Genomic DNA, 24,518 nt, shown 5'->3' with positions numbered 1-24,518 from the left:
CATGAGCAATAAGAACATCTGGTATTTACCTGGGCCATTCCACCAATACCGGGAAGACGTGAAGGCGTTGGCCAAGGAGGTCGGTCTGCGCATCATCGACGCGAACGTGACAGAGGGTCGGGACGACGAAGCCGACAACACTCCCGAAGTAACACTGAAAGAAGTGCCAGCTCCGGCAGCTATGGCTGTTGTTAGCGGCGATCAGAGCGAATTGGAAGAGCTGATCGGCAAGCTGCGGGCCGAGAGCGATACGGTCCGCGCCGTTATTGACGGTCTCGAAGCTGGCGAGATCGTGAAACCGGAATGCGGCGAATTGGCGATCCGTCTCTACGACGCGCTGGACCACATTCGTACCCAGGTGGATGAGCTGGCCACCAGTCGCGATTCTCTTGCTACGGACAACGAGACGCTGCGTGGGGAGATCGAATCTCTGAAGGCTGACGAAGGGCAGGAAGTCGAAGCCCTGAGAGCCAAGCTCGACGCGGCCGGCGTGACGTACCGGGCGAATGCTTCGAAAGAATCCTTGGAAAAGCTCATCGCTGATCTGCCCAAGGCGTGATACTGCGGGTGTTAGCATCACTGATGCCCAATCATTCAAAACTCATTCCAGCGAGATGATTCATGGCTCTCATCGTTGAGGACGGTACCGGCAAGCCAGACGCCGAAAGCTATGCGAGCGCCGAGGATTTGGTCATGTACGCCGGCAAGTTCGGCGTGACCATCCCGGGGGAAGTGCCCGCGCAGGAAGCGCTGTTGCGCCGAGCGGCCTTGGCGATGGATGGCATGAAGTGGAAGGGACGCAAGATGGACAGCGACCAGGCATTGTCCTGGCCGCGCCGGGGTATCGAACTGGATTACGAGTTCAAACCCGAGAACTACCTGCCGGCGCGCATCCAATACGGCCAGATGGCGTTGGCTGCTGAAATCCACACCGACGACATCGATCCGATCGAGAAGCGTAAAGGTGCGGTAACGCTGGAGCGCGTCGAGGGTGCGGTAACTCGCGAATACGCGACGATCCCCAACACCAGCGGCCGACTCTTGCCAGCGGCACCGGATCGCCCGAGCGCCACGCAGTTTGCTGACTATCTACAGAAGCGTGGGCTGTTTGCTGTCCGCGCATAGTGCTAGTTTTGGGGCTCAATAAAAAGGAGCTCAAACATGGCTGACAAATACACCGATGAAGAGCAGCAAGCGTGGGATCACTACTTTTCGGCAGCGCTCCCTCTCGCGAAAGCAGAGGGAGCTGCAGCAGGGAGTCAGGTTGACGGGTCTTGGGCCGAAGTGCTGAAACAGGCGGCCGGCATCGCTGACAATATGATCGAGGAGCGCAGGAAGCGAAAACCTCTGCCTGAGTACCACATCGGATTTTTTAGTTAATTACACATCTGGAGCCACCATGGCCTTCTACGACGAAATGGCCGTGATGGCTCTGGAGATGATCACCGAGTTCGGCCAGCCTGTGACTATTCGGGCATTCACCGTCGGCGAGTACGACCCGGACACCGGGACCGCGCCGCCCGACACGATCACTGAGCAGACCGCCCAAGGCATCCTGCTCGACTTCACCGGCCAAGAATTCCAGAACAACAGTCTGATCAAGCAGGGCGACAAGAAGCTTAAGATCGCCGCGCAGGGGTTGGCGTGGGTGCCTGATCTGCTGAACAAGGTCATTATCCAAGGTCGCACTTGGTCAATCGTCCCTCCATTGAAAGAGATCAACCCAGCCGGTACGCCGACTCTGTATGAGCTGCAGGTGAGGTCATGAGCCGCGCGGGTTCCGGGCAGTCGGGCAGCTTTGCCTTGAGTCTGGCTGAATTCGCGGCTCAGGCCACGGAAGCTATCGACGCCAGTCTGCGCGAGATCATCATCGAGGTCGGCAGCAGCGTGATCCGCATGTCACCTGTGGGCAATCCCGAGATATGGGCGCAGAACACTGTGGCCCGTCAGTACAACAAGGCCGTAGACGATCACAACAGTGACCTGCGCAGTGATCCAGCTAACCTGACGAAAGCGGGCCGCCTCAAGCCAGGCCGTAAGCTGAACGACGGCATGGATATCGTTGCTCCCGAAGGCTACGTTGGCGGGCGGTTCCGGGCGAACTGGCACCTCACAATCGATGTCGTCGAAAACGTCACCTTCGACGAGGTGGACCCGAGTGGAAGCGAAACCATCGCCGCGCTGATCTCGGCAGTCAGCGACTTCAACGCCGGCCAGACTGCCTACCTCATAAACAACCTGCCGTACGCGATCCCTCTCGAGTTCGGGCATTCGACCCAAGCACCCAACGGCATGGTCCGCATAACCGTGGCCCGCTTCCAGCAGATCGTGCAGGAGGCCATCAGGAACAACCAGGTATGAGCCACAACATCATCGCCTCGATCTACGAGGCCAAGCTGATCGCCTGGGCAAAGGCGTTACCGACACCGCTGAAGGTGGTAGTCGAGAACGAGACCTACACGCCCATTGATGGTGCCATCTACCTGAAGGCGTTCACGCTGCCCGCCGACACCGCAAGCAACACGCTCGGCGGCGACCATAAGCTGTACACCGGCGTATTCCAAGTCAGCATCGTGACGCCTTCTGGCAAGTACCGAGGTGCGGCCGGCGCACTGGCCGACCAGATCGCCACGCTGTTCCCGCTGTACGAGCGAAACACGAAAGGCGCGCTTACGGTGGTGACCATGAGCCCGGTAGACCCCGGCCCCGGCATTCCTGACGACACCACCTTCACTGTTCCTGTGTCGTTCCTTTACCGAGCCGACACTAACTAAATCCGCCCGTTGGGCAACCCCGGAACCCGCCATTGAGTGGGTTTTGTCATTTCTGCAAAGAGGAAAAACCAATGGGCTACAAACTCCCCAACGGCGCGACCATTCAGCACGGTGCCACCTACGCCGCCGAGCTGCCATTCACTGCGATGTCCAATGCCAATGAGGCGGTCGCCACGGTGACAGGCAGCACTTTGGCTGCTGGTGACATCGTCTTGGTTACTGCCGGCTGGAGTCGCCTGAACAACCGAGTGGTGCGAGTCAAAACGGCGACTGCAACGGCGACCACTCTCGAAGGCATTGATACGTCCGACGTCCAGGTCTATCCGGCTGGCGGTGGTGTTGGCACTCTGAAGAAGGTCCTCACCTGGGTGCAGATCCCGCAAGTGACTGACGTCGCGTTCTCCGGCGGAGAGCAAAACTACTTGGATGTGGTTTTCCTCGAAGACGACCAAGGCAAGCAAATCCCGACTGATAAATCCGCTGCGAGTATGGCGCTGACCATTGCCGATGATCCGGCCCAGGCTTTCAATGCCGTGCTGCTCGCAGCAGATGCGGGCAAGAAGATCCAGGCTGCACGGATGAATCTTCCTGGCACCGATACCGTTCTCTACGGCGCGTACACCTCGTTCTCGAAGCAACCGGCGGTATCGCGCAACAACCTGCTGACCCGCACTGTCAACCTGGCGTTGCAGGCTGAACCCACCCGCTACCTGTCGTAAGGAATTCTCATGGCAAAGTTTTCCATCGCACCGAAGCCGACGTTTACCGTCGATGTGCCCATTCCGCAGGTAGGTGGCAACCCGGCAATGGTTCCGTTCACGTTCAAGTATCGCGACCGCACTGCTTTGGCTGAGCTCTTCGACAGTTGGAAGCAGAAGGCAAGTGACCTCGGCGAGCGCTTCAAAGGGACGGAGCCAACACTTGTAGAAATCACTGCAGCCGAAGTCGAGCAAGGCGTCGAACAGATCAAGGATCTGGTCGTGTCTTGGGGCTTCGGTGACAAACTTAGTGACGAGTCGATCACAGCTCTGGTGAAGAGTTGTGTTGGCGTGTCGGACGCTGTCGTAAAGGCCTATAGCGAAGCGTTCGGTAAGGCCCGCTTGGGAAACTGACCGACGTCGCACGCGCACTCTACGAGCAGACCACTGATTCCAATGTCCTTTCGGTGTTTGGGCTTTCTCCATCGGATATCGATGACTCCATTGAAGTCTGGCCGGACAACTGGCCGTCTTTCCTCGTCATGGATTCGATGGGGACCCAGTGGCGTACCGGTGCGTGCGGCGCAACTGGCCTCGATTACGGCGTTCTGCCCAATGTGATGAAGCTCGTCGGCATCCCGGCAAAGGATCGCCCCGGTGTGTTCCAGGACATCCGCGTTATGGAGTCGGAAGCCATTGCGGTGATGGCTGAAGCACGCGACAACAGCCCGTGAGAGCGGGCAATTATTCAAGGTGAGTCGATGAACATTGCAGAACTCGGCATCAAGGTCGATTCGGCTGATGCCGCCAACGCTGCGACCGATCTCGACAAGCTGACCAAAGCTGGCGATCGCGCTGAGCAGTCCGCCGTCAGCCTGATGAACGAAATGCAGGCGCTGGAAAAGTCTCTGTCGAAAGGCGCGACCACCACGCAGGAACTGGCCAAACAGCGCGAAAGCCTGGCGAAGCTGACCAAGACCGGCGCCTATGGCGAGGCCGAGTTCACCAAAATCACCGCGCAGTTGGACAAACAGCAGGCGGCGCTGGCGAAGTCGACACTGGATGAACAGAAGGCCCTCAACAGCCTACTGGGCGCAATCGATCCGGCCCGCGCGGCCATGTCCAAGCTGGACAATCAGGTCGAGCAACTGGGAAAGCATCTGGATGCAGGTCGCATCAGCCAAGATCAGTACAACTCCGCGCTGAGCAAGATCGACAAGGACTACGCCAAACTTGAAAAGACTACTACCGGTTTCGACAAACTTCGCCTCGGTACCCGTCAGGCGCAAGAGAACGTCGTGCAGTTGGGAAATGCGCTGTCCTCGGGTGACTGGGGTAGCGGTGTTCGTGCGGTCGCTCAGTTGGGCGCCGGTGCAGGCGAGGGGGCTGCAGGATTACTCGCCATCCTTGGACCACTCGCGCTGGCCACCGCGGCAGTGGGCGGGCTCGCATACGCCTATTACAAGGGCAGCGAAGAGCAGAACAGCTACAACAAGTCACTGATCCTGACCGGCAACTACGCCGGTGTAAGTGCTGGGCAACTGGGGGAGATGGCGCGGCAAGTGAGCGCCACCGTCGGCACGACCGGGCAGGCTGCTGAGGTCCTGGCTCTTCTGGCCGGCAATGGGAAGATTGCCGGCGAGAGCTTTACCGGAATCACCCAGGCCGCAGTGTCCATGCAGGAAGCGACCGGCAAGGCCGTCAGCGAAACAGTTGCCGAGTTCTCCAAACTGGCAGACGACCCGGTTAAGGCGTCCGCTGCGCTGAATGAGCAGTACCACTACCTGACGGCTTCGGTTTACTCGCAGATCGCAGCACTGGAGGAGCAGGGTAATCATGCGGGCGCGGTGAAGCTGGCGACAGAGCAATATGCCGATGCCATCAACGAGCGCACGCCACGAATTCTCGAAAATCTGAGCTTCTGGGAAAAGGGTTACAACGCTGTCGCGCGCGCTGCAGACAATCTGAAGAATATCGGCCGGCCAGATATTGGTGCAGACATCGAGCAGGCACGCCGCAATTTGGCGTCGGCCCAAGCCGGTAACATCGGTTTGTTCCAGAACAAGCGGGAAATGATCGACCTCTATACCAATCAGCTCAACATGCTGGAGGACCAGAGGGATGCCGAGGCCGATATCGCCAAATGGCAAGGTGAGCAGGCGAAAGCCCAGGGTGACGCCGTCTCGTCGATGGCGAAGGTTGATGCACTGACCAAGTCTTCATGGACGAATGAGCAAAAGCGCACTGAGGCGATCAAGGAGTACAAGCAGCAGCTCGAAGACATTCGCAAGGTCGCGCCGAACGATCCGCGCCTGAATCAAGCGGCGATCGACAAGAACCTGGCGAACATAAACGACCAGTTCAAGGATCCGAAAGCAGCCGGTTCCCAGGTCGATCTAACCGTCTTCAACAACGCCAAGAACAACCTGGCCGACATCGTCACCGACTATAAAAACGCCCAGAAGGAACTGGACGCGGCGCAGAAGGCCGGTCTGGTATCCCAGGAGGACTATGCCGCGCGAAGCGCCGCGCTGATCAAGCAGGAAAACGCGGATGTGGCTGCAGCCTTCGAGGCCGAGATATCCGCCCTCGAAGCAGCCAAGGCTAAGAAGACCACCACGGTCGCCCAGGGCATCCAACTGGACCAGAAGATCGCCGATGCACGTCAGGCGATGGTCAAGGCTCAGAAGGATGCTGATTCAGAGCTGGCTGTGCTCGCACTGAAGGAAAAGGAGCGCACCGACAAGCAGACTCTGGCGGTCAACACCTACACTAGCGCCCTGCAGCAACAGGTCGATACGCTTCGGCAGCAGGGTCTGCGCGCGGCCTCTGGTCTTGGCCAGGGTGACCGTCAACGTGGTCTGACGGATCAGCAGAACGGCATCGACGACCGCTTTAACCAGCAGCGCCTGGAGCTGGCCAACCAGTACGGCGATGGCTCGCGCGGCATGAGCCTCGACGAGTACACCCAGAAGCTGGCCGCGCTGAAAGCCACGCAGCAGGATCTGCATGACACCGTGCGATCCAACTACGACGAAATGACCGCCGCCCAGGGTGACTGGAGCGCCGGCGCATCGTCGGCGTGGCAGAACTACCTGGAATCAGCGCGTGACGTGGCCGGGCAGACGAAAAGCCTGTTCTCCAATGCTTTCAGCGGAATGGAGGACGCAGTCGCGAACTTCGCCATATCAGGAAAGTTCGCGTTTTCCGACTTCACCAAATCGATCTTGGCCGACATGGCGCGCATCGCAACTCGGCAGGCGGCCTCCGGGCTGCTGTCGAACATTGCCAGCACTGCCGCCAGTGCTTACTTCGGCAGTGGCGATGCCCCGGTTTCGGCTGGCTCGACCCAGGCCGGCTATACGGGGAGCGATTTCTCGAGTTGGGTTTCTGGGCAAAGAGCCACGGGCGGACCGGTCGCGGCGAACTCGCTGTATGAGGTCAACGAGTTGGGGCCTGAGCTTTACAACGAGGGCGGCCGGTCATTCCTCATGACCGGGGCGAACGGCGGAAGTGTAACGCCACTGACCACTGGCGGAGGGACTGGCATTCAAGCCATGAGCGGTGGCGGCGCTACACAAATCAGCGTGCAAGTGAATGTCGCCAGCGATGGCAGCACCAGCGCAACATCCAGCGATCCGTCGTATCAGCAGTTCGGCAAAGAGCTTGGCGACTTCGTCGAGCAGAAGTATCGGCAGCTGCTGCGCAAGGATCTGGGACAGGGCGGCAGCATTACCAGAGCAATCAAAGGGTGACGGTTTATGGCGCTTGAGCGATTCACCTGGCAGATCGAAAAAGGGGCCGAGGGCGACATCAGTCAGCGGGTACGTTCCAAACAATTCGCCGACGGCTACAGGCAGTCGGTGTCGGATGGCATCAACAACAAATCGCAGTCCTGGCCTTTCAGCTACACCGGCAACGCCGACACGGTCAAACAGATCATCGCCTTCCTCGATCGCCACGCGGGGGCGAAAGCCTTCCTGTGGGCGCCGCCACTCGGTGAGCTCGGCCTCTACAGATGCACGGGTTACAAGCCTGCGCACAGGGGCGGCGACGTTTACGCCCTGACCGGAACCCTAGAACAAACCTTTCACCCATAAGGAACTGCCTCATGGCATTGATAACGGACATCCAGAAGCTGGAGCCCGGCGGGGAAGTGCGGCTGTTTGAAATTGACGGCACGGAATACGGTGCTGACGTGTTGCGCTTCCACGGTCACGCCATCCCGCACACGCCAGCCGAGCTACTGGCCTACGAGGGCTCAGTCGACGAGCTCCCAGCAAAGTCGATCTGGTGGCAGGGCAACGAGTACGCGGCCTGGCCGGTGCAGATTGAAGGCATCGGCGCGGACAGCAACGGCAGCGCAACTCGACCCGTATTCAGCGCTGGCAACGTCAACGGGCGAATCACGGCGCTGTGCCTGGCGTTCGACGACCTGCTGAAGTTTCAGCTGACCGTGCGCGAGACCATGGCGCAGTACCTGGATGCGGTGAACTTCCAAGATGGCAACCCGACTGCCGACCCAACGCAAGAGGCGCTGGAAATCTGGTACATCGACCAGAAAACCGGCGAGGACGGCGAGGCCGTGCAGTGGGAGCTGTCATCCCCGGGCGAGATCGACAACCACGGATTGCCCGGGCGGCAGATGACGACTTTCTGTCACTGGGCCATGACGGGCGGATATCGCGGACCGAACTGCGGCTACACCGGTGGCGCGATGTTCGACGATGACGACAACCCGACCGACGACCCGAGCAAAGACGAATGCAAGGGCGGGCTCAAGTCCTGCAAAGTGCGCTTCGGAGACAACAACCAACTTCCACACGGCGGCTTCCCCGCTGTTTCCCTGATCGCCCGGAGCTGACCATGCGCAAGCACATCCTGAGTGCGATCCAGGCACACGCCGCCGCCGAGTACCCGAAAGAGTGCTGTGGCTTGCTACTGGCCGTAGGGCGCAAACAGCTATACCACCCGTGCCGGAACATCGCGGCCGATCCCGGAGAAGAGTTCCGGATTGATCCAGAGGATTACGCCGCAGCGGAAGATTTGGGCGAGGTGATCGGCATTGTTCACTCGCACCCTGACGCCACCAGCCGTCCGTCCGCGCATGACTTGGCCATGTGCGAGGCCACCGAGTTGCCTTGGCACATCCTGAGCTGGCCGGAAGGCGATCTGCGCAGCATCACTCCGGCCGGCAACACGCCGCTGCTCAATCGCCCCTTCGTGCACGGTACCTGGGACTGCTGGCAGGTCTGCGCCGACTGGTATAAGCGCGAGTGGGGGCTGGAGTTCGAGACCTTCAAGCGCGAGGACGGCTGGTGGGAAAGTGCGGACGCGGTCAGCCTGTACGAAGCGAATTACGAGGCGGCCGGCTTTGTCCGTGTCGACCATCCACAGCGCGGCGACATGATAGTGATGGAGGTGGGGCGGACGGTGTACCCCAATCACGCTGGTGTATTTCTCGGCGATGACTCGGTGCTGATGGGCGAGGATGGCGCGACATTTGGTCCGGGACCATTTCTGCTGCACCACCTATACGGCCGACCGTCGGAAATTATTGTGTTCGGCGGCCCTTGGTTGGACCGTATTCGCCTGATACTCAGGCATAAAGACGCACAATCAACTACATAAACGGATGTCTCTACGAGTTTTCGGTAATTTTTGTGCAATCAATTGCATCTATCATTTCGATAGCTGATTCATTCCGTGAACTGGTTGTACGTTTGACCGTCTCATCTATAGTCACGTTGTGAGCGCTACGAAATCGTTCGTAATGGTTTTGTATCGCGGATTTCAGTTGACAAGGACATCAACGTAGAGATAATCGCGACCCGGTAGTCCATTCACCGGGTTATCACTGAGGGAATTTATGATGAATTCGGCAAACCACCACCACTTAGCTGATGCGCTTTCTGCCGCAGAGCTCATGGGTGTTGGCGCTGTGCGGTCTCTCGACCTGCTGAGAGATATCGACGGCACGATTGAAGCCATCTCCCATCATTGCCAACTGCTCAATGCAGCTGAAAGATCGTTTGTTGCGGTCAAAGACTCGATAGCATCTGGAGAAGCTTCCAAGCTGATACCGGAAGAAAACGTAGTGCCTGTCCTGGAGAGTCTCCAAGACAGCTTGGTTAAATCCTACGCTGAATCTAAGGCAAAAATGCAGTGCGCAATCAACGATCCACGCTTAAACGATGAAGACGGCGTTGTTGATGCGTACGCTGGACTACTAGACGCGCTGACCTCGCTTAACACCATGGCCGAGGAGCTACGCTGGAGCATTTTGGAAAGCAATGCAGACAAAGAGTCTGACCACACTCCAGTGATTTTGAGTGAGCCAGCTGACATCGACAAATTCCTTGACGATCTGTGAGGCTGAAGATTACGGCCATCGACATAGGCCGCAAGTCGTTTCAGAATTCTTACAGTGCTCTTGCTGAAGACGTTAAGGCTGCTTTCAAGGAAGCATATCGACTACTACTCCAAGATCCTCAGCCCAAGAAATTGCGTCTTGAGAAACTTTCTGGTTATAAGCGGCCAGGAGTCTATACGATTCACATAACCGCGAACCACAGCCACAAACTGAGTTTTGAGCTTGTTGGGACAGTTGCGGAGCTAAGGCGTATAGGTACACACAAAGAGATTGATCGCACTCCATAATTCGAAGCCCGGCCACACGCCGGGCTTTTTCGTTTCTGGCGCCCCAGTGCTACAGTCACCCCCTTTCAGGACGAGGAAGAGTCATGCGGATTTTGATTGGGGCGATGGCGGTGATGCTGCTGGCAGGGTGCATGGCACCAACGATGAACGAGGCCAGGCAGGAAGGTCCGCGCAAAGTTTTGTACTCGAAAAAATCTGACAAGGCTGTTGCCCAGTGCGTGCAGTACGAATGGCAAAACCAGTCACTGTTTGGGGTAACACCTGAAGCCACTCTTCAGCCGGGCCGGGATAGCGGCTACACGGTCTTCACGGCAGGCTCCGAGTATTTCGTCGACATCCAGCCGGGTGCATCGGGCTCAGTAGGTAAGTATTACGCTGTGCTGAACAACTGGATATCTGAAAAGCGACTGACCGCCTTGCAAAGCTGTCTGTAAACAGAGTTCGTATTTGTGACCCGCTTCGGCGGGTTTTTTATTTTCTGGAGAAACGTATGTCCATGCTGTCGATCAACTACCAGCCCATGACCACGATCAAGCTTTATGGGCGGCTCAGACAGTTTGGTCGGTCCTTTCGTCTCTCTGTCCGGTCGCCGGCTGAAGCAATCAAAGCCCTGTGTGTTCAGATTCCGGGCTTTGAACGGTTCCTGTCCAACGCAAAGTCTCGCGGGATTGAGTTCGCAGTGTTCCGTGGCAAAACGAACATCGGGGAAAATGAGTTAGGTTTTGCCGGAGATGGCGACATACGAATCGCGCCGATCATTTCCGGCAGCAAGAAGGCTGGCGGACTGCAAACAATTATCGGGGCCGTGCTCATCGTCGTCGGCCTAGTTATCACTGGCGGCACCTTCGGCGCGGGTGCGCCATTCGGCTCTGCACTGATAACAATGGGCGCATCCATGGCCATTGGAGGAGTAATCCAGATGTTAAGTCCGGCGGCGAAGGGCCTGAAGACCAGCGCCGCACCCGAAAACACACCCGGCTATGCCTTCGGCAGCGCGAAGAACACCACCGCATCCGGCAACCCAGTTCCGCTTTGCATCGGCAAGCGCCGCTGGGGTGGCGCGATCATCAGCGCCGCGATCTACGCCGAAGACCAAATGTAGTCAGACCACCAAACACCACGACCGCCCATGAGGCGGTTTTTTTATTGCCTGGAGGAACGCATGGGCGCAGCACAGCAGGTTGAAATCGTCGGCGCCAAGGGCGGATCGGACAAGCCGAAGACTCCGACCGAGGCGCCAGATAGTCTGCGCTCGGTGGCCATGGCCAAAATACTGATCGCCATGGGCGAGGGTGAGTTTGCCGGCAATCCAACGGCCCAGGACATCTACCTCGACAACACGCCGCTGCAAGATCCTCAGGGCAACATGAACTTCCCGAACGTGAAGTGGGAGTACCGCGGCGGCTCCGTCGAGCAGGGCTACATCCAAGGCATTCCGTCGATCGAGAACGAAACCTCCCTCGGCATAGAGCTGCGCAGCGGTACGCCTTGGGTTCGCGCCATCAACAACACTGAGCTGTCGGCCGTGCGCGTTCGCTTTGCCTGGCCTGCGCTGCAATCGATCGATGCCAGCGGCAACGTGAACGGCTACCGAATCGAATACAAGGTCGAACTGGCCACCGACGGCGGCGCCTATCAGCAGGTCCTCAGTGAGGCCGTGGATGGCAAGACCACCAGCACTTACGAGCGCACGCGGCGTATCGATTTACCGGCAGCTACCAGTGGCTGGCTGATGCGCATTACTCGCATCACCCCCAACCAGAACAACAACAAGATCGCCGACACCATGCAAATCGCGGGCTTCACCGAGGTCATCGACGCGAAGCTCAGCTACCCGAATACCGCGTTGCTCTACATCGAATTCTCGGCCGAGCAGTTCCGCAACATCCCGGCGGTCACCGTAGATTGCCGAGCCCGTAAATGGCAGGTCCCAAGCAATTATGACCCGGACAGCCGCTCCTACACCGACATCTGGGACGGTACCTTCAAGCTCGCCTGGACTGATAATCCTGCGTGGGTGACTTACGGAATCACGGTAAATGACCGCTTCGGCCTCGGCCGCCGAATCAAGTCGTGGCAGGTCGACAAGTGGGAGCTGTACCGGATCGCCCAGTATTGCGATCAGTTGGTGCCGGACGGAAAGGGCGGGCAAGAGCCGCGCTTCATTTGCAACCTCAACCTGCAGGGCAAGGCCGATGCCTGGTCGCTGCTGCGCGATATCTCGGCGATTTACCGCGGCATGACCTACTGGGCGCAAGGACAGCTGTTCAGCTTGTCCGACATGCCGCGCGCAACCGACTTCGACTTTGCCTACACCAGGGCGAACGTCATCGATGGCAAGTTCACTTACTCGAGCGCGTCGGAGCGCACGCGCTACAGTCGAGCTCTGATCAGCTACGACAACCCGGCGAACAACTACGACACCGACGTCACTTCGGTGACCGATCCGAAGCTGCAACGGCGTTACGGTGACAACCCACTGGAGATCGGCGCCATTGGATGCACCCGCGAGTCGGAGGCGCAACGCCGCGGCAAGTGGGCGCTGCTGACCAACTCCAAAGACCGGGCGGTCAGCTTCAAGGTGGGGCTCGACGGTCGCATCCCTCTGCCTGGTTACGTGATCCCCGTGGCCGACGAGCTACTGGCGGGCCGCGCAATCGGTGGGCGAATCTCCGCAGTTGCTGGTCGCACCATCACCCTGGACCGCGACACTCAAGCCAAGGCCGGCGACCGACTGATCCTGAACCTGCCCAATGGCAAGTGCGAAGGGCGCACTGTGCAGTCCGTAGCAGGGCGCGCGGTGACCGTCACTGTCGCGTATTCGGCGGTGCCGGAGCGCGAGCTGGTCTGGGCGCTCGATGCGGATGACCTGGCTGTGCCGCTGTACCGGGTGACCGCCGTGTCGCGGCCGGAACCGGGCGTATTTGAAATCTCGGCCGTTCAGTACGACTCGAGCAAGTTCGCCTTCATCGACACCGGTGCTCGACTGGAAGAACGGCCGATCAGCGTCATTCCGATTACCGTGGTGCCGGCGCCGGCGAACGTCACCCTGTCGGCAAGTTCAGTCGTATCCCAAGGCATCGCCGTCGCCACCATGACGATCACCTGGCCAGCGGTGAACGGTGCGGTTGGCTATGACGTGGAGTGGCGCAAGGACAGCGGCAACTGGATCAAGATGCCGCGCACTGGCGCAACCGGTGTAGATGTTGTGGGCATCTACGCGGGCGCCTATGTGGCCCGCGTTCGAGCCGTGAGCGCCTTCGACATATCGTCGGTCTGGCGCGCCTCGATCCTGACCAATCTCAAGGGCAAGGAAGGCTTGCCGCCAGCGGTGTCATCGCTGACAGCCACACCACTGCTGTTTGGCATCTACCTCAAGTGGGGATTCCCGGCCGGCGCCGAGGACAGCCAGCGGACGGAAATCTGGTACGGGCCGACAACCAGTCTGGAGGCTGCGACCAAGCTGGCGGATCTGGCTTACCCGCAAAACGATTATTCACTGCAGCACCTGCAGGCGGGGGCGCGCCTGTTTTTTTGGGTACGCCTGATCGACCGTACCGGCAACGTGGGGCCTTTTTATCCGACAGGCCTTGGCGTCATGGGGCAGGCCAGTTCCGACGCGGGACCGATTCTTGATCAGATCGCGGGTCAGATCTCTGAGTCTGAGTTGGGCGGTAGCTTGCTCGGCAGGATCGATTTGATTGATGGCCCGGCAACCCTGCCAGGGTCGGTGAGCAATCGCTTGAATGAGCTGGATGAACGGGTAGGCGAAGGGCAGGCCGCGCTGCAACAGCAAATCGATCAGGTCAACACCATTGCCAAGTCGGGGGAGTATCAGAAAGAAAAAGCCTACGATGTTGGCGACTCGATTCGTCTGGATGACCGCCTGTACCAAGCCAAAATCGCGGTGCCAGCGGATGTCAGCGGAGCGAAGTCGCCCCCGAATGCGACCTATTGGATGGACGTTGGCCAAGTGGTATCGGATTCGAACGGCCTGGCCGCACGGGTTAATGTCACTGAAAGCAAAATCACCAGCATCGAGGGGGTTAATACCAGCCAAGGCACGGCGATCACCGGGCTAAACAACAGCCTGACCACCACCAACACCAACGTGACCGCCGCGCAAAACGCGGCGAACGCGGCCAACACCCTTGCCGGTGGCAAGGGCAAGGTGCTGGTGCAGACGGCGGCGCCGGCGGCGGCCGATCAGCTGGCGCAGAATCTGTGGATCGACATCACCGGAGGAGCGAACACCCCGAAGCGCTGGACTGGCTCGGCGTGGGCGGCGGTCACTGACAAGGTGGCCACCGATGCGGCGGCAGCGGCGGCCAATGCGCTGACTCAAGTGGCGACCAAGGCCGAGGCGGCGACCGTTACAGCCCTGAGCAACACCGTGACACAGCAGGGTGATGCCATCACGGCACAAGGGCAGTCGCTGACTGGTATCCAAGCCAGCATTGGTGGACTTGGGGCCGCCGGCACCAACCTGCTGGTGGACAAATACAGCTGGCTCACGTCGCCGACTTTGCCGGTCACCGTCAGCGGCTCAAGTCTGGCGCGTATCGGCGTGGCCGTGGCCGAGGCGTCATCGGGCTACGGCATCAAGATGACAACGGCCAGCACGTCCACCAGTCAGTTCCTGATGCTTTCGCCGACCAACAACCTGGCCGGCTGGAACATCGATATGGAACCCGGGACGTATCTGGTATCGATGTACGTGCAATCCTCGGCCGTGGGTGCGATGCGCGTTTCGATGTACAACGGCAGTCATCGTTATTCGGTGAACGCCACCTATAGCACCACGCGTCAACGGCTGGTGTTCGTCTGCACCGCCACCGCGTTTGCGCGGGCCGCGATCACGATCTACCCGAACATGTCTGCCCTGGCAGCCGGTACGGAAATCACGATTGACAGCGTGATGATCGAGAAAATGGCCGGGGCGAATACCAGCATCACGCCTTCACCCTTTGTCGCCGGCAATTCCGCCGCGTCCGTTTCTGGGCAGGCGGTGGCGACGTCGGCGCTGGATGCCCGGGTAAGCCAGACCGAAACCGGCCTGACCAGCCAAGGCAGTCAGCTGACGTCGCTGAGCAACACCGTGGCGGGCAAGGCGGACAACAGCGCGCTGCAGTCGCTGGCGTCCACCGTCTCGCAACAAGGTGACACGCTGACCAGCCAAGGCTCGGCAGTCACTCAGCTGCAGAGTACGGTGGGCGCGATTGGCGGCAACGGGGTCAACCTGCTGCCGGGTGAGTACACGGCGTTTTCGGCCGCACCGCCGACCCTGCAAAAGGTATCCACTACTGTCGTCACGACCGAGGCGGACGCCACGGCCTACACCGGGTATCTGCTGAAAGTCTCGGCCACCGCCATCACGGTGGGCTACGTGTACTTGGCCAGCTCGGCAACGGACTACAACCTCAAGCTCAAGCCCAGCAAGAAATACATTTTCTCGCTCAAGGCCAAAGGCAGCGTTACGCATAACGTCGATGTGCGCATTCGTTACCTGAACGCCGCCGGTGGCGTGGTTGAAACCAGCGTGGGGACCATCGCTGTCGGGACGAATCTGGCCAGTTACAGCGCCGTGATCACCGTGCCGGCGGCCCTGGTCGAGCGGGCGCAGGTGGTGTTGTTCACGCAGAACACGGCGGCAATCGGCGATACCTGGCTGGATGCGGTCATGCTGGAAGCCCAGGTGGGCACGGCCACCACGCCGAGCGAGTTCACCCCGGGCGCCTCGGTTCGCCAAGCCTATGGCCAAGCCACCGCGATCAGCTCGCTGGATACTCGCGTAACCGACACTGAAGGCCAGATTACCGCCCAGGCGACCAAGCTGGACGGCATTTTTGCTCAGGTCAATCCGCCGCTGGCGGGTGACAGCAGCGACTTTGCCGGTTCGACCGCCAGTTTTGTCGGCGTTTGGTCCGAACAATCGGCGCGGATTGAGGACGGTGTTGCGCTGGGTCAGCGGATTGATGTCGTCACCGCTTCTGTCGGTGCTAACAGCGCTGCGATCCAGACCGAAACCACCACGCGAGCAACAGCCGATAGCGCTCTGGCAAGCCAGATCACTACGGTGCAGGCCGTGGCTAATAGCGCGTCGGCTGCCGTTCAGACGGTGTCTCAGGCTCAGGCCTCCACGGATGGCAAGCTGGGCACCATGTGGTCGGTGAAGATGCAAGTCAACGCTCAAGGCCAATATGTGGCTGCGGGTATTGGGCTCGGTATCGAGAATACGGGGGCCGGACTGCAAAGCACTTTCCTGGTCAGTGCGGATACATTCGCCGTGGTCAACGGCATCAATGGCACGCTGTCTTCGCCGTTTGCCGTCACCGGGGGGCAGGTGTTCATCCGGGATGCATTCATTGCAAACGGCAGTATCACGATGTTGAAGATCGGTGACAGCTTGCAGTCTGACGATTACGTCGCTGGTACATCGGGATGGAAGCTCACAAAAGCGGGCATCTTTGAAATCAATGGGACTATTGCTGGACAAGGAAAAATGACGATGACTAACAGAGCACTCAAGGTTTATGACGGAAGTAACGTACTGCGAGTGCAACTTGGAGATTTAACCGCGTGAGTTATGGGCTAAAGACATGGAGTGCCAACGGCACTCCAGAGCTTGATACAGACAAGTTTACGTATCAGGTGATTCACAATCAGGTGTATCAGTTGACAGGTGCTAATACTATCACCGTGCCAATCACTGGCTTTAGCCCATCAAACTGTGCTGCTGTAATCCTGCCAACTACAGCGCCGACCGGTACATTTAGTTCGCAAGCCATGCCTTATGAATCGGTTGCTGAAGGGGTTGTAACCATTAGATCAAAAAACCCCTCAGAACCGGGCACTGTTGGTTCAGCTATCCAGTTTAGACTACTGGTAATGAGGTACGGCTAGTGAGCTACGGACTCAAAGTAATAAACAATTCTAACTACGTGCAAATTGATTCTGATACGCCACGACTGTGTGCATTGTATAACGGAACGTATGCGGCATCTGGTAGCTACATTGTTACCACTAACTTCCCATCGCCAGTTACAACGACCGAACCACCTTGTATCTTCATCCGGAATGATCCAGCAAGACCGGATGAAGTGTATTACCGGATGGATATCAATGGAAGCTCTGGTAACTGGACAGGGTTCACAATCACAGCGGGTAACAACACACACCGCCCCGCTGGTAAGTGGTTCGTTGCGGTATTCGCATCCTTAGCAAAAGCAACATATGGGCTTCGAGTCTTTGGACCATCGGGTGCTATTTGTTATGACTCAGGTGCAACGCCCGTCATTGTAACTAGAGCCAATCACTCTTGGACATATCAGGGCAGCGTCTCTCTTGCGACAATTGGTAGTGCTTACTATTTCAGAAACGAACAACAAGCGGCATTAGCAATCGATGAATATTTTATGATCAACCCTTTCTCAAGGGGGGTACTCAAACCACAAAGTCTCAACTGGCAAGATTGCGGTGTTCGTTTCAACTACTCAGAAAACAGATTGCAGTTGTACATAGTTGACACCGGTGCTGGACCTTGGACGGACCAAGGGGCACCCGCTGCTGTATTTGCACGTCTTCCCGGTACTTAATTAAGAAGAGTCAACATGGCTAAACAAACTATCGCCTTGGGCACAGCCCCTACAGGCGTGGGTGGCGATACACCACGCTCTGCCTTTACAAAGATTCAAGCAAACTTCGATGAGCTTTACAATAAGTTTATCAACTATGGGTTTGATACAGCAGTTCCACTCAACGCTCCGGCGTTGAACAGCGTAGACACCTTTGGATTTTACTACTGCTCGGCTGCTACCAACGTACCTGCTGGTGAAACTTATGGATGGTTACTAGTACAACCGTTGAGTGCATCATTTGTCGCTCAAACATTTACCAGCGCCAACACCGGGTGGGTTTATACTCGAACCAAGGTAAACGGCACCTGGACAGCTTGGGGCAGGGTTGTAACTTCCACAAACATGCTCGGCACGGTATCCACAGCGGGAGGATTACCGACTGGTTCAATCTTCCAATCAGGTACTAACGCTAATGGTTGGTATATCCGTTACGCAGACGGCACGCAGATGTGTTGGACAGCGACTGCCTCACTTGTACCACCTATTGGTGTTGGTTCAATTAGCTGGACATACCCTATCGCATTCATCACACCACCACCTTACCTGTCCCTCACTGCATCAGTTGGGAACGGTGCCGACCCTCGGAACTACGTTGGGCAACCAATGTATAACAACGTATATGTTGGTTCTGCTTATTTTACGACATATACAATTGGCGCAGTTGGTTGCTATGCCTTCGCTATCGGGAGATGGTACTAATGAAAATTAACCTAAGTCCACAATGCCGAGATGATGAACTTTCGGTAATTGTATCTGGGGACATTCTTGTCCTCAATGGAGAAGTCCTAGACTTCACCCCGCTCCCCGAGGGTGGCACCCTGCCGCGCAGTGCTGTAGAGAATCCGTGGCTAATCGGAGATGTAACAAGGAAAGATGGCCAGATTGAGCTTACGTTACTCTTACCTCATGGATTCGACGCATCTGAAGCAGTCCGATTTCCAAAACCAATTATTGTAACAACTGATGGAAAAGTGGAGCTGCCAACATGAGTATCGACTGGTCCCAGCTGATCACCAAAGCCATGAAGGACGCCACTGCACAGGCTGCGCAACTGGCCGAAGCCAATGCAGAGCTGGCCGCAAAGAATGCCAGAGCGGTGCTGCAGATCACCCGCATTCAAGACCGTGTCGAAACGATCGGTTACGGCATCGACGCCGGCGATGCGACAGAAGAAGATGAAGCCGAGCACTCGGCGTTGTTGCTTAATCTGAAAGCCTGGAAGGGTTACAAGTTTTCCCTGGGCAAGGTTACCGTTCAGCCGACCTGGTACGCCGCACCGATCTGGCCTGCCGAGCCTGCGATTCCCGAGATCGTTGCAGCCCCCGAGTCGATAGCTGCCGACGTGATGTAACACGCAGCCACCGCACAACGCACCCGCCATCGAGCGGGATTTTTTTTGCCTGGAGAAAAGTGATGACCGTATCCGAGAGAGACCGCGACATCCTCGCCCGAACATTGTGGAGCGAGGCCCGCGGCGAATCCCTGGCCGGCCAGATCGCCGTGGCCTGGACCATCCGCAACCGGGTGAACGACGGCAAGGCCAAGTCGTGGTGGGGGGAGGGCTATGCCGGCGTGTGCCAGAAGCCGTACCAGTTCAGCTGCTGGAACAGGAGCGATCCGAACTTCGCATACCTGAGTGGCGCCAAGCAGATTCCCTTCCGTGAGCTCGCGCAGGTGCGGATTGCCGCTGACCAGGTAATCGATGGAAGGGTGCTGGATCCCACCGGCGGTGCCACCCATTACTACGCGACCACCATGCCGAGGCCGCCGGTCTGGGTGAAAGGCGCCACACAGACGCTGGCGCTCGGGCATCACGTCTTCTTCACGGATGTGCCATGAACCCGGCTGCGCTCAAGTTGGCGATGGTGGGGGCGCTGGCGCTGCTGCTGATCACTGTCGCCAGCGTATGGAAGGTGCAGGACTGGCGCTACGGCAAGCAACTCGCCGAGCAGGCCGGCCTGCATCAGAACGACCTCATCGCCATCAGCAATGCTGCCGCCGCCCAGATCCGCACCGATCAGGACAAGCGCCTCGCACTCGAGCAGCGCCTTTCGGCCAGTGACCAATCCCACCACGAGACTTTGACCAATGCACAGAAAGACCAGGCTCGTTTGCGCGATCGCCTTGCCACTGCTGATTTGCGGCTGTCAGTCCTCCTCGACGCCACGGATTCAGCCGGTGGCTGTGCAGTGTCAGCCGGTACCGGCGCCGGCGGCGTGGTTCATGGAAGAACACGCGCCCGACTTGACCCAGCGTATGCTCAACGAATTGTCGCCATCACCGACACCGGCGACCGAGGATTGATCGCACTGGCGGCGTGCCAAGGTTTTGTTCGAGAGTTAACGCGCAGATAGCATTGTGTGATCTGATTATGAACAAGTTGTATTTTCACATGCGTCAGCCTATAGGCTTTGAGGGGGGCATGGGAAGAGAAAGTTTGTTTTGTCACTAGGGGAGCGTCGTAGTACATTGTGGCGCTGCAAGGCGGACTGATGACGTGCTAGGGAAGTTTTAATGAATATAACGTTCGCTTGGTGGAATGTCGGTCTTAAACCGCCAGTTGCATCTGCGAAAGAGCCCGATATCGCAACTGTCCTTCGTCCGTGGTTCTTGTTTTGCCACCTAGAAGAACTACTGGAACTCGATTTGGTAGCATTTGGAGAGGTTTCTGATTCGTTTGTACGGGCGTTAGGTAGATCTTTTTTGAGATCGGGCTTCGAGTCCATAAGTATAACCGGCAAGGAAGGGAGGATAATTTTTGATATTGCTGTTTTTTATCGCTCGGATAAATTAGAGCTTATTGAAAGTAAGAATATTGTCCATCCTCACTATTCTGGCAATTTAAGGGTCGCAGTTAGGCTGGAGTTTAAGGTTGTAGGTAGTGAGGAGCGATTTTATTTTTATGTGTCTCACTGGCCCAGTAGGCGATCTCGTCCAGAACTGGGGCGGGATGAACTTGGTTACGCTTTGAGAGCGGACATAGATACCGTTTTTAAAGAAGAAGGCTATGACGCTAAAGTGATTTTGATGGGCGATTATAATGACGAGCCTTTTGATAAGCCTATATATGATAAGTTGGTCGCCACTAGAGATAGGCGCGTAGTTGTTGAAGAACCATTTATTCTTTATAACCCATTTTGGCGTAGTTTAGGTGGGATTCAACCCTATAGTCGCAATGGAAAGTTGTCTCCTTGTCATGGAACTTATTATTATAAGGCGAGTTCGCATGTCACAAAGTGGTTCACTTTTGATCAGATAATTGTCTCTTCAGCTTTTATGGGGCACACACCTTGGCATCTTGATGAGGAGTTGACTACTGTCTTTAGTTATCAGGATGATGAGTACCTAGGTGGAGAGTTTTTTAAAAATTTCGATCATTTGCCTATTTATGGAAGGGTAACTAGATATTATGACTGACTTTATGAGTGCGCTTGCCGCTGGGTTGGAATCTGCTAAGAAGGTAGGAAGGAATAAACGTGAGATAGACGAAAAGCTTTTGCATATTGCAGAAATGGTTTTTCAAGGGACAGGTGAGAGTGTAAAGTTGGTTTTTGATTTGTCGACTAAGCATAGGGAAGCAACGCTTGGTAATTTAGTTCACGTTATTTATGCTATGTCTACTTCTGATCCAGATAAAGCGGAGAAGATTGCGACGGTGATCTCTGATCGGGAGCAGGGGTATCCTGTTGTTATTGAGACGACACCTACTAACTATATTTGTACTGGAGTGGATGAAATAGAAGCTGCATTTGCAGATGTTGTTCAATCAACTGCCGTCTCGAATGCATTTTATAAACTTATGGGTGGTGAGGGTTGACGGCGTTGACTTTTCGACAAGTAGATGGTTGAATTTTTAGGGGTTCAATTGCTGTTCGTGCTTTGTAAGTTGTTCGGTACGGGTCACATGCTTTTCACCTGCACCACACGAATTGTTCCCCTCTAGGTCCCAGCCTCGCATAGTTGTAGGTTAAACGCATGTGTATTCCTTGTTGTGCGCCAGTTGCGGCAACGGATATCGATATTGTGTAGGTGAATTAAACTAGTGGCAGGTGTCTTCAATTCAGACAGATCCACGGTTTAAGCTCTACCCCTGCTGTTCGGGCATACAGTTCTCAAGTATAGCGATCTAGCAAGGGCAAATCGAATAGCTGCAGGGTGCAGTCAGTCTGGCGCCATCATCACCGCGAGCGTCATCTTGATGAACTCTTCGTTCTTGTCGATCGCTTCCAGGGCGCCGCGCACGTTGTTGGCGACGTCGGCTGACCCGCGCTGCTCGACCCAGTTCGAAAGCTCCAGGATGGCGGCTTCGAGGGCAAGTTGGTTTTCATTGAGCTTGAACAGCAGGGAAGGGAGCAGATCAGAATTTGGCATCGCGAATCCTCCGTGGAGATTTCAGCGTAGCAGTCGTCAATCGTGGAGGAGGGAAGAAAGGTAGGGCGGCGGGACGCCGGAGATAGCCCAAAAGGGTGTGGGGACTTTTTCGGGGATTCGCAATTTCCTGTTCAACTCTGTAAGGCACCGTTTGCAGCGAGCGCCGGAAGAAGAGCCAGTAAATGCTGGGCCTTGTGCCCATTTTCAAGCATGGGGTGCTAGGGGTCGAGTGTTCGAATCACTCCGTCCCGACCATATAATTCAAGGGGTTGCGAGATTTTATCTCGCGACCCCTTTTTTATTTTTGGTCGTTTTTACCCCTACAAAACGACTGGCTCTGGGTGGAATCTTCAGCTGATACCAAGGTCGGAATTTTCCCCGTGGGCTTTAGTCCCGGCTTGATAAGTGAGTTGAGGACGGTTTTTGGGTTCATTCCTGTCACGCGTTACCGGCGCTATTGGCCGATTGCTGCCCTTCAGAAAGAATGGCTATCCAAACAGCTGTCGTCCTCCTATCAGCCCATTGCAGCCATATTAATTAACGACGCTGTTTACCAAGACATTGCCGACCAGAGCCATTCGATTGGCACCTTAGGGCATGGCTTCACTGGTAGCGGGCACCCGCTAGCTACTGCAGTCGCCCTGGAGAATCTTACAATTATCGAAGAGGAGGGCCTGGTTCAGCATGCTGCTGAAATGGGGATTATCCTTCGCAAAGGGCTTCAGCAGTTTGCTGATCATCCAATGGTTGGCGAGGTTCGTGGTGTGGGGTTGATTGCTGCCGTTGAGTTGGTAGCCGACCGGCACACAAAAGAGCCTTTTCAGCCTGTTGGTAGACTCGGGCGGTATCTGTCCTCTCAGACCCAGGAACGTGGAATGATCAACCGAGTCATGGGAGATGCATTGGCATTCTGTCCTCCGTTGATCTCAACGGAGAAGGATATCAATGAAATCCTTGGAGTTTTTGCGGCTTCTTTGGATGCGACACAGCACTGGTACCTCGAACACACTGCACAGTAGTTAACGCCACTCACTACAGGCAGAGCCGGAATGCGGAGTCCTCTGTCCAGCAGCTTCATACCCGCTGCTATCAGGCGTGGAGCGATTAGTGTCAAGGTGCAATAGACTGGCACGGTGGCGAGAAGGGAGCGTCGAGTGATCATGGTGATTTTGGCCATGAAATTGATTCACCCTACTTTTCTCCCCACAAAAACGTCAGCTCTTGGTGGACGTTACTGGACTCTCGTAGAGCAGAACATCGCTGGAACTCAAGTAAATACTAGCTTAGAAAAATCCAGAGTAAAATTTTGGAGGCTTTCAAGATGTATGAAAAAGGAGGATCACCGCAAGGCAAATGGCCGCGTTCTGTACAGGCACTGGGTCGGCCTGAGCCACTCATTGCCGCGATGACAGCCGCTGATGCAACACACCCTGTGGACTGAACAATGTCAGTTGATCGTCATCCACAGCCAGCAGCGCAGAAAGGTTCACGCGGTCTTCACGAATCGCGCTACTGAAATGCTTTAGGTCAGCATCCGCGACGCTTACCAGCCCACCATTACCAACCACCACCACGCGGCCATCGGCCAACTGGATCACGGCGGTGATCGCCTCCTGGCTGCCGCTGTCCAACTCGCGCCAGGAATCGCCGCGGTCTTCGCTGAGCAGCACCCGCCCGCTCATGCCAGCCAGTAGCACGCGGCCGTCGCGCAATGTGATGCCGCTCCATAACGAGCCACTGACGCCGGTATGCAACGTCTCCCATGTCACACCGTTGTCGCGCGAGCGGTACGCGTTGCCGCCCTCCGCGGCGATGAACAGGCTGCCATCCGGTGCGGAGAAGATGTGATTGAGGTGATAGTCATCATCGTTCGCACCCAGGCTCAGGCGTTGCCAGCTCTGACCACCATCCTGGGTCTCGCTGGCGTAGCCATAGGCGCCGGTGACTATGCCGTGGCGGATGTTCTCGAACCAGACGGAAAGCAGTACGGGTTTGTCTTCCAGGCGCTGCTGCAGAGTCCAGTTTTCGCCAGCATCGCTGGTGTGCAACAGCACTCCTCCATGACCGACCGCCCATCCATTTTGCGCGTCGGCGAAACTAACCGCGGTCAGCAGCGTATCGACAGGAACCACCCTGGCTTGCCGCCAGTCCTGCCCCCCGTCGGAGAGCGCCACGACGCCATAATCGCCCACCGCGACCAGGCGCTCGCCGGCCTGGCTCACCGCCACCAGCGGGGCGTGTTGTGCTTGGGTTTGGCGCATGGCGGGAGTCCGTTCAGCGGCACGGCTGTAGAGGACCATGTTGGCGCCTGCCAGCAAGGCGCAAACCAGCAGCAAACGCACGGGAGTGAAGTCTCTCTTGGGCATTTCGTGTCCTCC

28 protein-coding genes and 1 pseudogene are annotated in these 24,518 nt (G+C 56.9%); 27 read left to right on the top strand and 2 right to left on the bottom strand.

Features of this window, described 5'->3' with window-relative positions:
- The first annotated feature begins 1 nt into the window (after position 1).
- From AC1DRN_RS06275 to AC1DRN_RS06150, 26 genes and pseudogenes are all read left to right on the top strand, one after another.
- Positions 2 to 559 (top strand): hypothetical protein, encoded by a 558-nt coding sequence (locus AC1DRN_RS06275; RefSeq protein WP_457265754.1) that lies wholly within the window; start codon positions 2 to 4, stop codon positions 557 to 559.
- Positions 560 to 621: 62 nt separating this feature from the next.
- Positions 622 to 1,125 (top strand): DnaT-like ssDNA-binding protein, encoded by a 504-nt coding sequence (locus tag AC1DRN_RS06270; protein ID WP_457265753.1) that lies wholly within the window; start codon positions 622 to 624, stop codon positions 1,123 to 1,125.
- A 36-nt stretch (positions 1,126 to 1,161) separates the two neighbouring features.
- Positions 1,162 to 1,380, top strand: coding sequence for a hypothetical protein (locus tag AC1DRN_RS06265; RefSeq protein ID WP_457265752.1), 219 nt, complete (start codon positions 1,162 to 1,164; stop codon positions 1,378 to 1,380).
- 19 nt (positions 1,381 to 1,399) lie between these two features.
- Positions 1,400 to 1,768 carry a hypothetical protein gene (locus AC1DRN_RS06260; RefSeq protein ID WP_457265751.1) on the top strand — a complete coding sequence of 123 codons (369 nt, stop codon included), beginning with the start codon at positions 1,400 to 1,402 and terminating at the stop codon, positions 1,766 to 1,768.
- Positions 1,765 to 2,361, top strand: a complete 597-nt coding sequence (locus tag AC1DRN_RS06255; protein ID WP_457265750.1) for a hypothetical protein — start codon at positions 1,765 to 1,767, stop codon at positions 2,359 to 2,361. Before AC1DRN_RS06260 ends, AC1DRN_RS06255 begins: the two co-directional genes overlap by 4 nt.
- The gene (locus tag AC1DRN_RS06250) at positions 2,358 to 2,774 is read left to right on the top strand and encodes a phage tail terminator-like protein (RefSeq protein WP_457265749.1); all 417 of its coding nucleotides are present in this window, start codon (positions 2,358 to 2,360) and stop codon (positions 2,772 to 2,774) included. Before AC1DRN_RS06255 ends, AC1DRN_RS06250 begins: the two co-directional genes overlap by 4 nt.
- A gap of 71 nt (positions 2,775 to 2,845) precedes the next feature.
- Positions 2,846 to 3,493 (top strand): phage tail protein, encoded by a 648-nt coding sequence (locus AC1DRN_RS06245; protein ID WP_457265748.1) that lies wholly within the window; start codon positions 2,846 to 2,848, stop codon positions 3,491 to 3,493.
- Positions 3,494 to 3,502: 9 nt separating this feature from the next.
- Positions 3,503 to 3,886, top strand: coding sequence for a phage tail assembly chaperone (locus AC1DRN_RS06240; RefSeq protein WP_414928251.1), 384 nt, complete (start codon positions 3,503 to 3,505; stop codon positions 3,884 to 3,886).
- Between the two features lie 53 nt (positions 3,887 to 3,939).
- Positions 3,940 to 4,206 (top strand): DUF1799 domain-containing protein, encoded by a 267-nt coding sequence (locus tag AC1DRN_RS06235; protein ID WP_457265747.1) that lies wholly within the window; start codon positions 3,940 to 3,942, stop codon positions 4,204 to 4,206.
- Between the two features lie 27 nt (positions 4,207 to 4,233).
- A complete protein-coding gene (locus AC1DRN_RS06230; protein ID WP_457265746.1) occupies positions 4,234 to 7,227 on the top strand; it encodes a phage tail tape measure protein in 2,994 nt (997 codons plus the stop codon).
- A gap of 6 nt (positions 7,228 to 7,233) precedes the next feature.
- Positions 7,234 to 7,572 (top strand): phage tail protein, encoded by a 339-nt coding sequence (locus tag AC1DRN_RS06225; RefSeq protein ID WP_457265745.1) that lies wholly within the window; start codon positions 7,234 to 7,236, stop codon positions 7,570 to 7,572.
- A gap of 11 nt (positions 7,573 to 7,583) precedes the next feature.
- Entirely contained in the window at positions 7,584 to 8,336 is a 753-nt protein-coding gene (locus AC1DRN_RS06220) for a phage minor tail protein L (protein WP_457265744.1), read from the top strand.
- A 2-nt stretch (positions 8,337 to 8,338) separates the two neighbouring features.
- On the top strand, positions 8,339 to 9,103 hold the full coding sequence (locus AC1DRN_RS06215) for a C40 family peptidase (RefSeq protein ID WP_457265743.1): 765 nt from the start codon (positions 8,339 to 8,341) through the stop codon (positions 9,101 to 9,103).
- Positions 9,104 to 9,344: 241 nt separating this feature from the next.
- Positions 9,345 to 9,845 carry a hypothetical protein gene (locus AC1DRN_RS06210; protein WP_457265742.1) on the top strand — a complete coding sequence of 167 codons (501 nt, stop codon included), beginning with the start codon at positions 9,345 to 9,347 and terminating at the stop codon, positions 9,843 to 9,845.
- A 370-nt stretch (positions 9,846 to 10,215) separates the two neighbouring features.
- On the top strand, positions 10,216 to 10,566 hold the full coding sequence (locus AC1DRN_RS06205) for a hypothetical protein (protein ID WP_457265741.1): 351 nt from the start codon (positions 10,216 to 10,218) through the stop codon (positions 10,564 to 10,566).
- Positions 10,567 to 10,622: 56 nt separating this feature from the next.
- Positions 10,623 to 11,234 carry a tail assembly protein gene (locus AC1DRN_RS06200; RefSeq protein ID WP_457265740.1) on the top strand — a complete coding sequence of 204 codons (612 nt, stop codon included), beginning with the start codon at positions 10,623 to 10,625 and terminating at the stop codon, positions 11,232 to 11,234.
- Between the two features lie 60 nt (positions 11,235 to 11,294).
- Positions 11,295 to 14,222 (top strand): annotated as a pseudogene (locus tag AC1DRN_RS06195) (TipJ family phage tail tip protein); the annotation flags it as partial.
- Between the two features lie 516 nt (positions 14,223 to 14,738).
- Positions 14,739 to 16,715 carry a DUF1983 domain-containing protein gene (locus AC1DRN_RS06190; RefSeq protein WP_457265817.1) on the top strand — a complete coding sequence of 659 codons (1,977 nt, stop codon included), beginning with the start codon at positions 14,739 to 14,741 and terminating at the stop codon, positions 16,713 to 16,715.
- Positions 16,716 to 17,034: 319 nt separating this feature from the next.
- Entirely contained in the window at positions 17,035 to 17,727 is a 693-nt protein-coding gene (locus tag AC1DRN_RS06185) for a hypothetical protein (RefSeq protein ID WP_457265739.1), read from the top strand.
- Positions 17,728 to 17,742: 15 nt separating this feature from the next.
- Complete coding sequence (locus tag AC1DRN_RS06180) at positions 17,743 to 18,468, top strand: pyocin knob domain-containing protein (RefSeq protein ID WP_457265738.1); 726 nt, start codon at positions 17,743 to 17,745, stop codon at positions 18,466 to 18,468.
- Positions 18,468 to 18,758 (top strand): hypothetical protein, encoded by a 291-nt coding sequence (locus AC1DRN_RS06175; RefSeq protein ID WP_457265737.1) that lies wholly within the window; start codon positions 18,468 to 18,470, stop codon positions 18,756 to 18,758. The genes AC1DRN_RS06180 and AC1DRN_RS06175 overlap by 1 nt, the downstream gene beginning before the upstream one ends.
- Positions 18,755 to 19,120: a phage tail protein gene (locus AC1DRN_RS06170; protein ID WP_457265736.1), complete on the top strand. Its 366-nt coding sequence runs from the start codon at positions 18,755 to 18,757 to the stop codon at positions 19,118 to 19,120. The genes AC1DRN_RS06175 and AC1DRN_RS06170 overlap by 4 nt, the downstream gene beginning before the upstream one ends.
- 62 nt (positions 19,121 to 19,182) lie before the next feature.
- Positions 19,183 to 19,608: a cell wall hydrolase gene (locus tag AC1DRN_RS06165; RefSeq protein WP_457265735.1), complete on the top strand. Its 426-nt coding sequence runs from the start codon at positions 19,183 to 19,185 to the stop codon at positions 19,606 to 19,608.
- On the top strand, positions 19,605 to 20,123 hold the full coding sequence (locus tag AC1DRN_RS06160; RefSeq protein ID WP_457265734.1) for a lysis system spanin subunit: 519 nt from the start codon (positions 19,605 to 19,607) through the stop codon (positions 20,121 to 20,123). Before AC1DRN_RS06165 ends, AC1DRN_RS06160 begins: the two co-directional genes overlap by 4 nt.
- Positions 20,124 to 20,283: 160 nt before the next feature.
- Positions 20,284 to 21,186 carry an endonuclease/exonuclease/phosphatase family protein gene (locus AC1DRN_RS06155; RefSeq protein WP_457265733.1) on the top strand — a complete coding sequence of 301 codons (903 nt, stop codon included), beginning with the start codon at positions 20,284 to 20,286 and terminating at the stop codon, positions 21,184 to 21,186.
- Positions 21,179 to 21,586, top strand: a complete 408-nt coding sequence (locus AC1DRN_RS06150; RefSeq protein WP_477786653.1) for a hypothetical protein — start codon at positions 21,179 to 21,181, stop codon at positions 21,584 to 21,586. Before AC1DRN_RS06155 ends, AC1DRN_RS06150 begins: the two co-directional genes overlap by 8 nt.
- A 344-nt stretch (positions 21,587 to 21,930) precedes the next feature.
- On the opposite strand, the gene AC1DRN_RS06145 is transcribed toward AC1DRN_RS06150, so the two are convergent.
- The gene (locus tag AC1DRN_RS06145) at positions 21,931 to 22,140 is read right to left on the bottom strand and encodes a hypothetical protein (protein ID WP_457265731.1); all 210 of its coding nucleotides are present in this window, start codon (positions 22,138 to 22,140) and stop codon (positions 21,931 to 21,933) included.
- Positions 22,141 to 22,481: 341 nt separating this feature from the next.
- Between AC1DRN_RS06145 and AC1DRN_RS06140 the strand changes: the two genes are divergently transcribed.
- The gene (locus AC1DRN_RS06140) at positions 22,482 to 23,159 is read left to right on the top strand and encodes an aminotransferase class III-fold pyridoxal phosphate-dependent enzyme (RefSeq protein WP_223457164.1); all 678 of its coding nucleotides are present in this window, start codon (positions 22,482 to 22,484) and stop codon (positions 23,157 to 23,159) included.
- 375 nt (positions 23,160 to 23,534) lie between these two features.
- Here the strand turns inward: AC1DRN_RS06140 and AC1DRN_RS06135 are convergent, their stop codons facing one another.
- The gene (locus tag AC1DRN_RS06135; protein ID WP_223457165.1) at positions 23,535 to 24,506 is read right to left on the bottom strand and encodes a WD40/YVTN/BNR-like repeat-containing protein; all 972 of its coding nucleotides are present in this window, start codon (positions 24,504 to 24,506) and stop codon (positions 23,535 to 23,537) included.
- Positions 24,507 to 24,518 lie beyond the last annotated feature (12 nt).

The organism is Pseudomonas sp. P5_B3 (genome assembly GCF_056400405.1).
The sequence above is the reverse complement of the archived record's forward strand: the minus strand, read 5'-3'. Positions and strand labels throughout refer to the sequence as shown.

Bases quoted from the DNA above. Each gene is read 5' to 3' on its own strand.
- AC1DRN_RS06260 (WP_457265751.1), top strand. From the start codon at position 1,400: ATGGCCTTCTACGACGAAATGGCCGTGATGGCTCTGGAGATGATCACC.
- AC1DRN_RS06180 (WP_457265738.1), top strand. From the start codon at position 17,743: ATGGCTAAACAAACTATCGCCTTGGGCACAGCCCCTACAGGCGTGGGT.
- AC1DRN_RS06205 (WP_457265741.1), top strand. From the start codon at position 10,216: ATGCGGATTTTGATTGGGGCGATGGCGGTGATGCTGCTGGCAGGGTGC.
- AC1DRN_RS06170 (WP_457265736.1), top strand. From the start codon at position 18,755: ATGAGTATCGACTGGTCCCAGCTGATCACCAAAGCCATGAAGGACGCC.
- AC1DRN_RS06190 (WP_457265817.1), top strand. From the start codon at position 14,739: ATGACAACGGCCAGCACGTCCACCAGTCAGTTCCTGATGCTTTCGCCG.
- AC1DRN_RS06210 (WP_457265742.1), top strand. From the start codon at position 9,345: ATGAATTCGGCAAACCACCACCACTTAGCTGATGCGCTTTCTGCCGCA.
- AC1DRN_RS06200 (WP_457265740.1), top strand. From the start codon at position 10,623: ATGTCCATGCTGTCGATCAACTACCAGCCCATGACCACGATCAAGCTT.
- AC1DRN_RS06250 (WP_457265749.1), top strand. From the start codon at position 2,358: ATGAGCCACAACATCATCGCCTCGATCTACGAGGCCAAGCTGATCGCC.
- AC1DRN_RS06220 (WP_457265744.1), top strand. From the start codon at position 7,584: ATGGCATTGATAACGGACATCCAGAAGCTGGAGCCCGGCGGGGAAGTG.
- AC1DRN_RS06225 (WP_457265745.1), top strand. From the start codon at position 7,234: ATGGCGCTTGAGCGATTCACCTGGCAGATCGAAAAAGGGGCCGAGGGC.
- AC1DRN_RS06215 (WP_457265743.1), top strand. From the start codon at position 8,339: ATGCGCAAGCACATCCTGAGTGCGATCCAGGCACACGCCGCCGCCGAG.
- AC1DRN_RS06135 (WP_223457165.1), bottom strand. From the start codon at position 24,506: ATGCCCAAGAGAGACTTCACTCCCGTGCGTTTGCTGCTGGTTTGCGCC.
- AC1DRN_RS06275 (WP_457265754.1), top strand. From the start codon at position 2: ATGAGCAATAAGAACATCTGGTATTTACCTGGGCCATTCCACCAATAC.
- AC1DRN_RS06240 (WP_414928251.1), top strand. From the start codon at position 3,503: ATGGCAAAGTTTTCCATCGCACCGAAGCCGACGTTTACCGTCGATGTG.
- AC1DRN_RS06255 (WP_457265750.1), top strand. From the start codon at position 1,765: ATGAGCCGCGCGGGTTCCGGGCAGTCGGGCAGCTTTGCCTTGAGTCTG.
- AC1DRN_RS06175 (WP_457265737.1), top strand. From the start codon at position 18,468: ATGAAAATTAACCTAAGTCCACAATGCCGAGATGATGAACTTTCGGTA.
- AC1DRN_RS06165 (WP_457265735.1), top strand. From the start codon at position 19,183: ATGACCGTATCCGAGAGAGACCGCGACATCCTCGCCCGAACATTGTGG.
- AC1DRN_RS06230 (WP_457265746.1), top strand. From the start codon at position 4,234: ATGAACATTGCAGAACTCGGCATCAAGGTCGATTCGGCTGATGCCGCC.
- AC1DRN_RS06270 (WP_457265753.1), top strand. From the start codon at position 622: ATGGCTCTCATCGTTGAGGACGGTACCGGCAAGCCAGACGCCGAAAGC.
- AC1DRN_RS06155 (WP_457265733.1), top strand. From the start codon at position 20,284: ATGAATATAACGTTCGCTTGGTGGAATGTCGGTCTTAAACCGCCAGTT.
- AC1DRN_RS06245 (WP_457265748.1), top strand. From the start codon at position 2,846: ATGGGCTACAAACTCCCCAACGGCGCGACCATTCAGCACGGTGCCACC.
- AC1DRN_RS06160 (WP_457265734.1), top strand. From the start codon at position 19,605: ATGAACCCGGCTGCGCTCAAGTTGGCGATGGTGGGGGCGCTGGCGCTG.
- AC1DRN_RS06145 (WP_457265731.1), bottom strand. From the start codon at position 22,140: ATGCCAAATTCTGATCTGCTCCCTTCCCTGCTGTTCAAGCTCAATGAA.
- AC1DRN_RS06150 (WP_477786653.1), top strand. From the start codon at position 21,179: ATGACTGACTTTATGAGTGCGCTTGCCGCTGGGTTGGAATCTGCTAAG.
- AC1DRN_RS06265 (WP_457265752.1), top strand. From the start codon at position 1,162: ATGGCTGACAAATACACCGATGAAGAGCAGCAAGCGTGGGATCACTAC.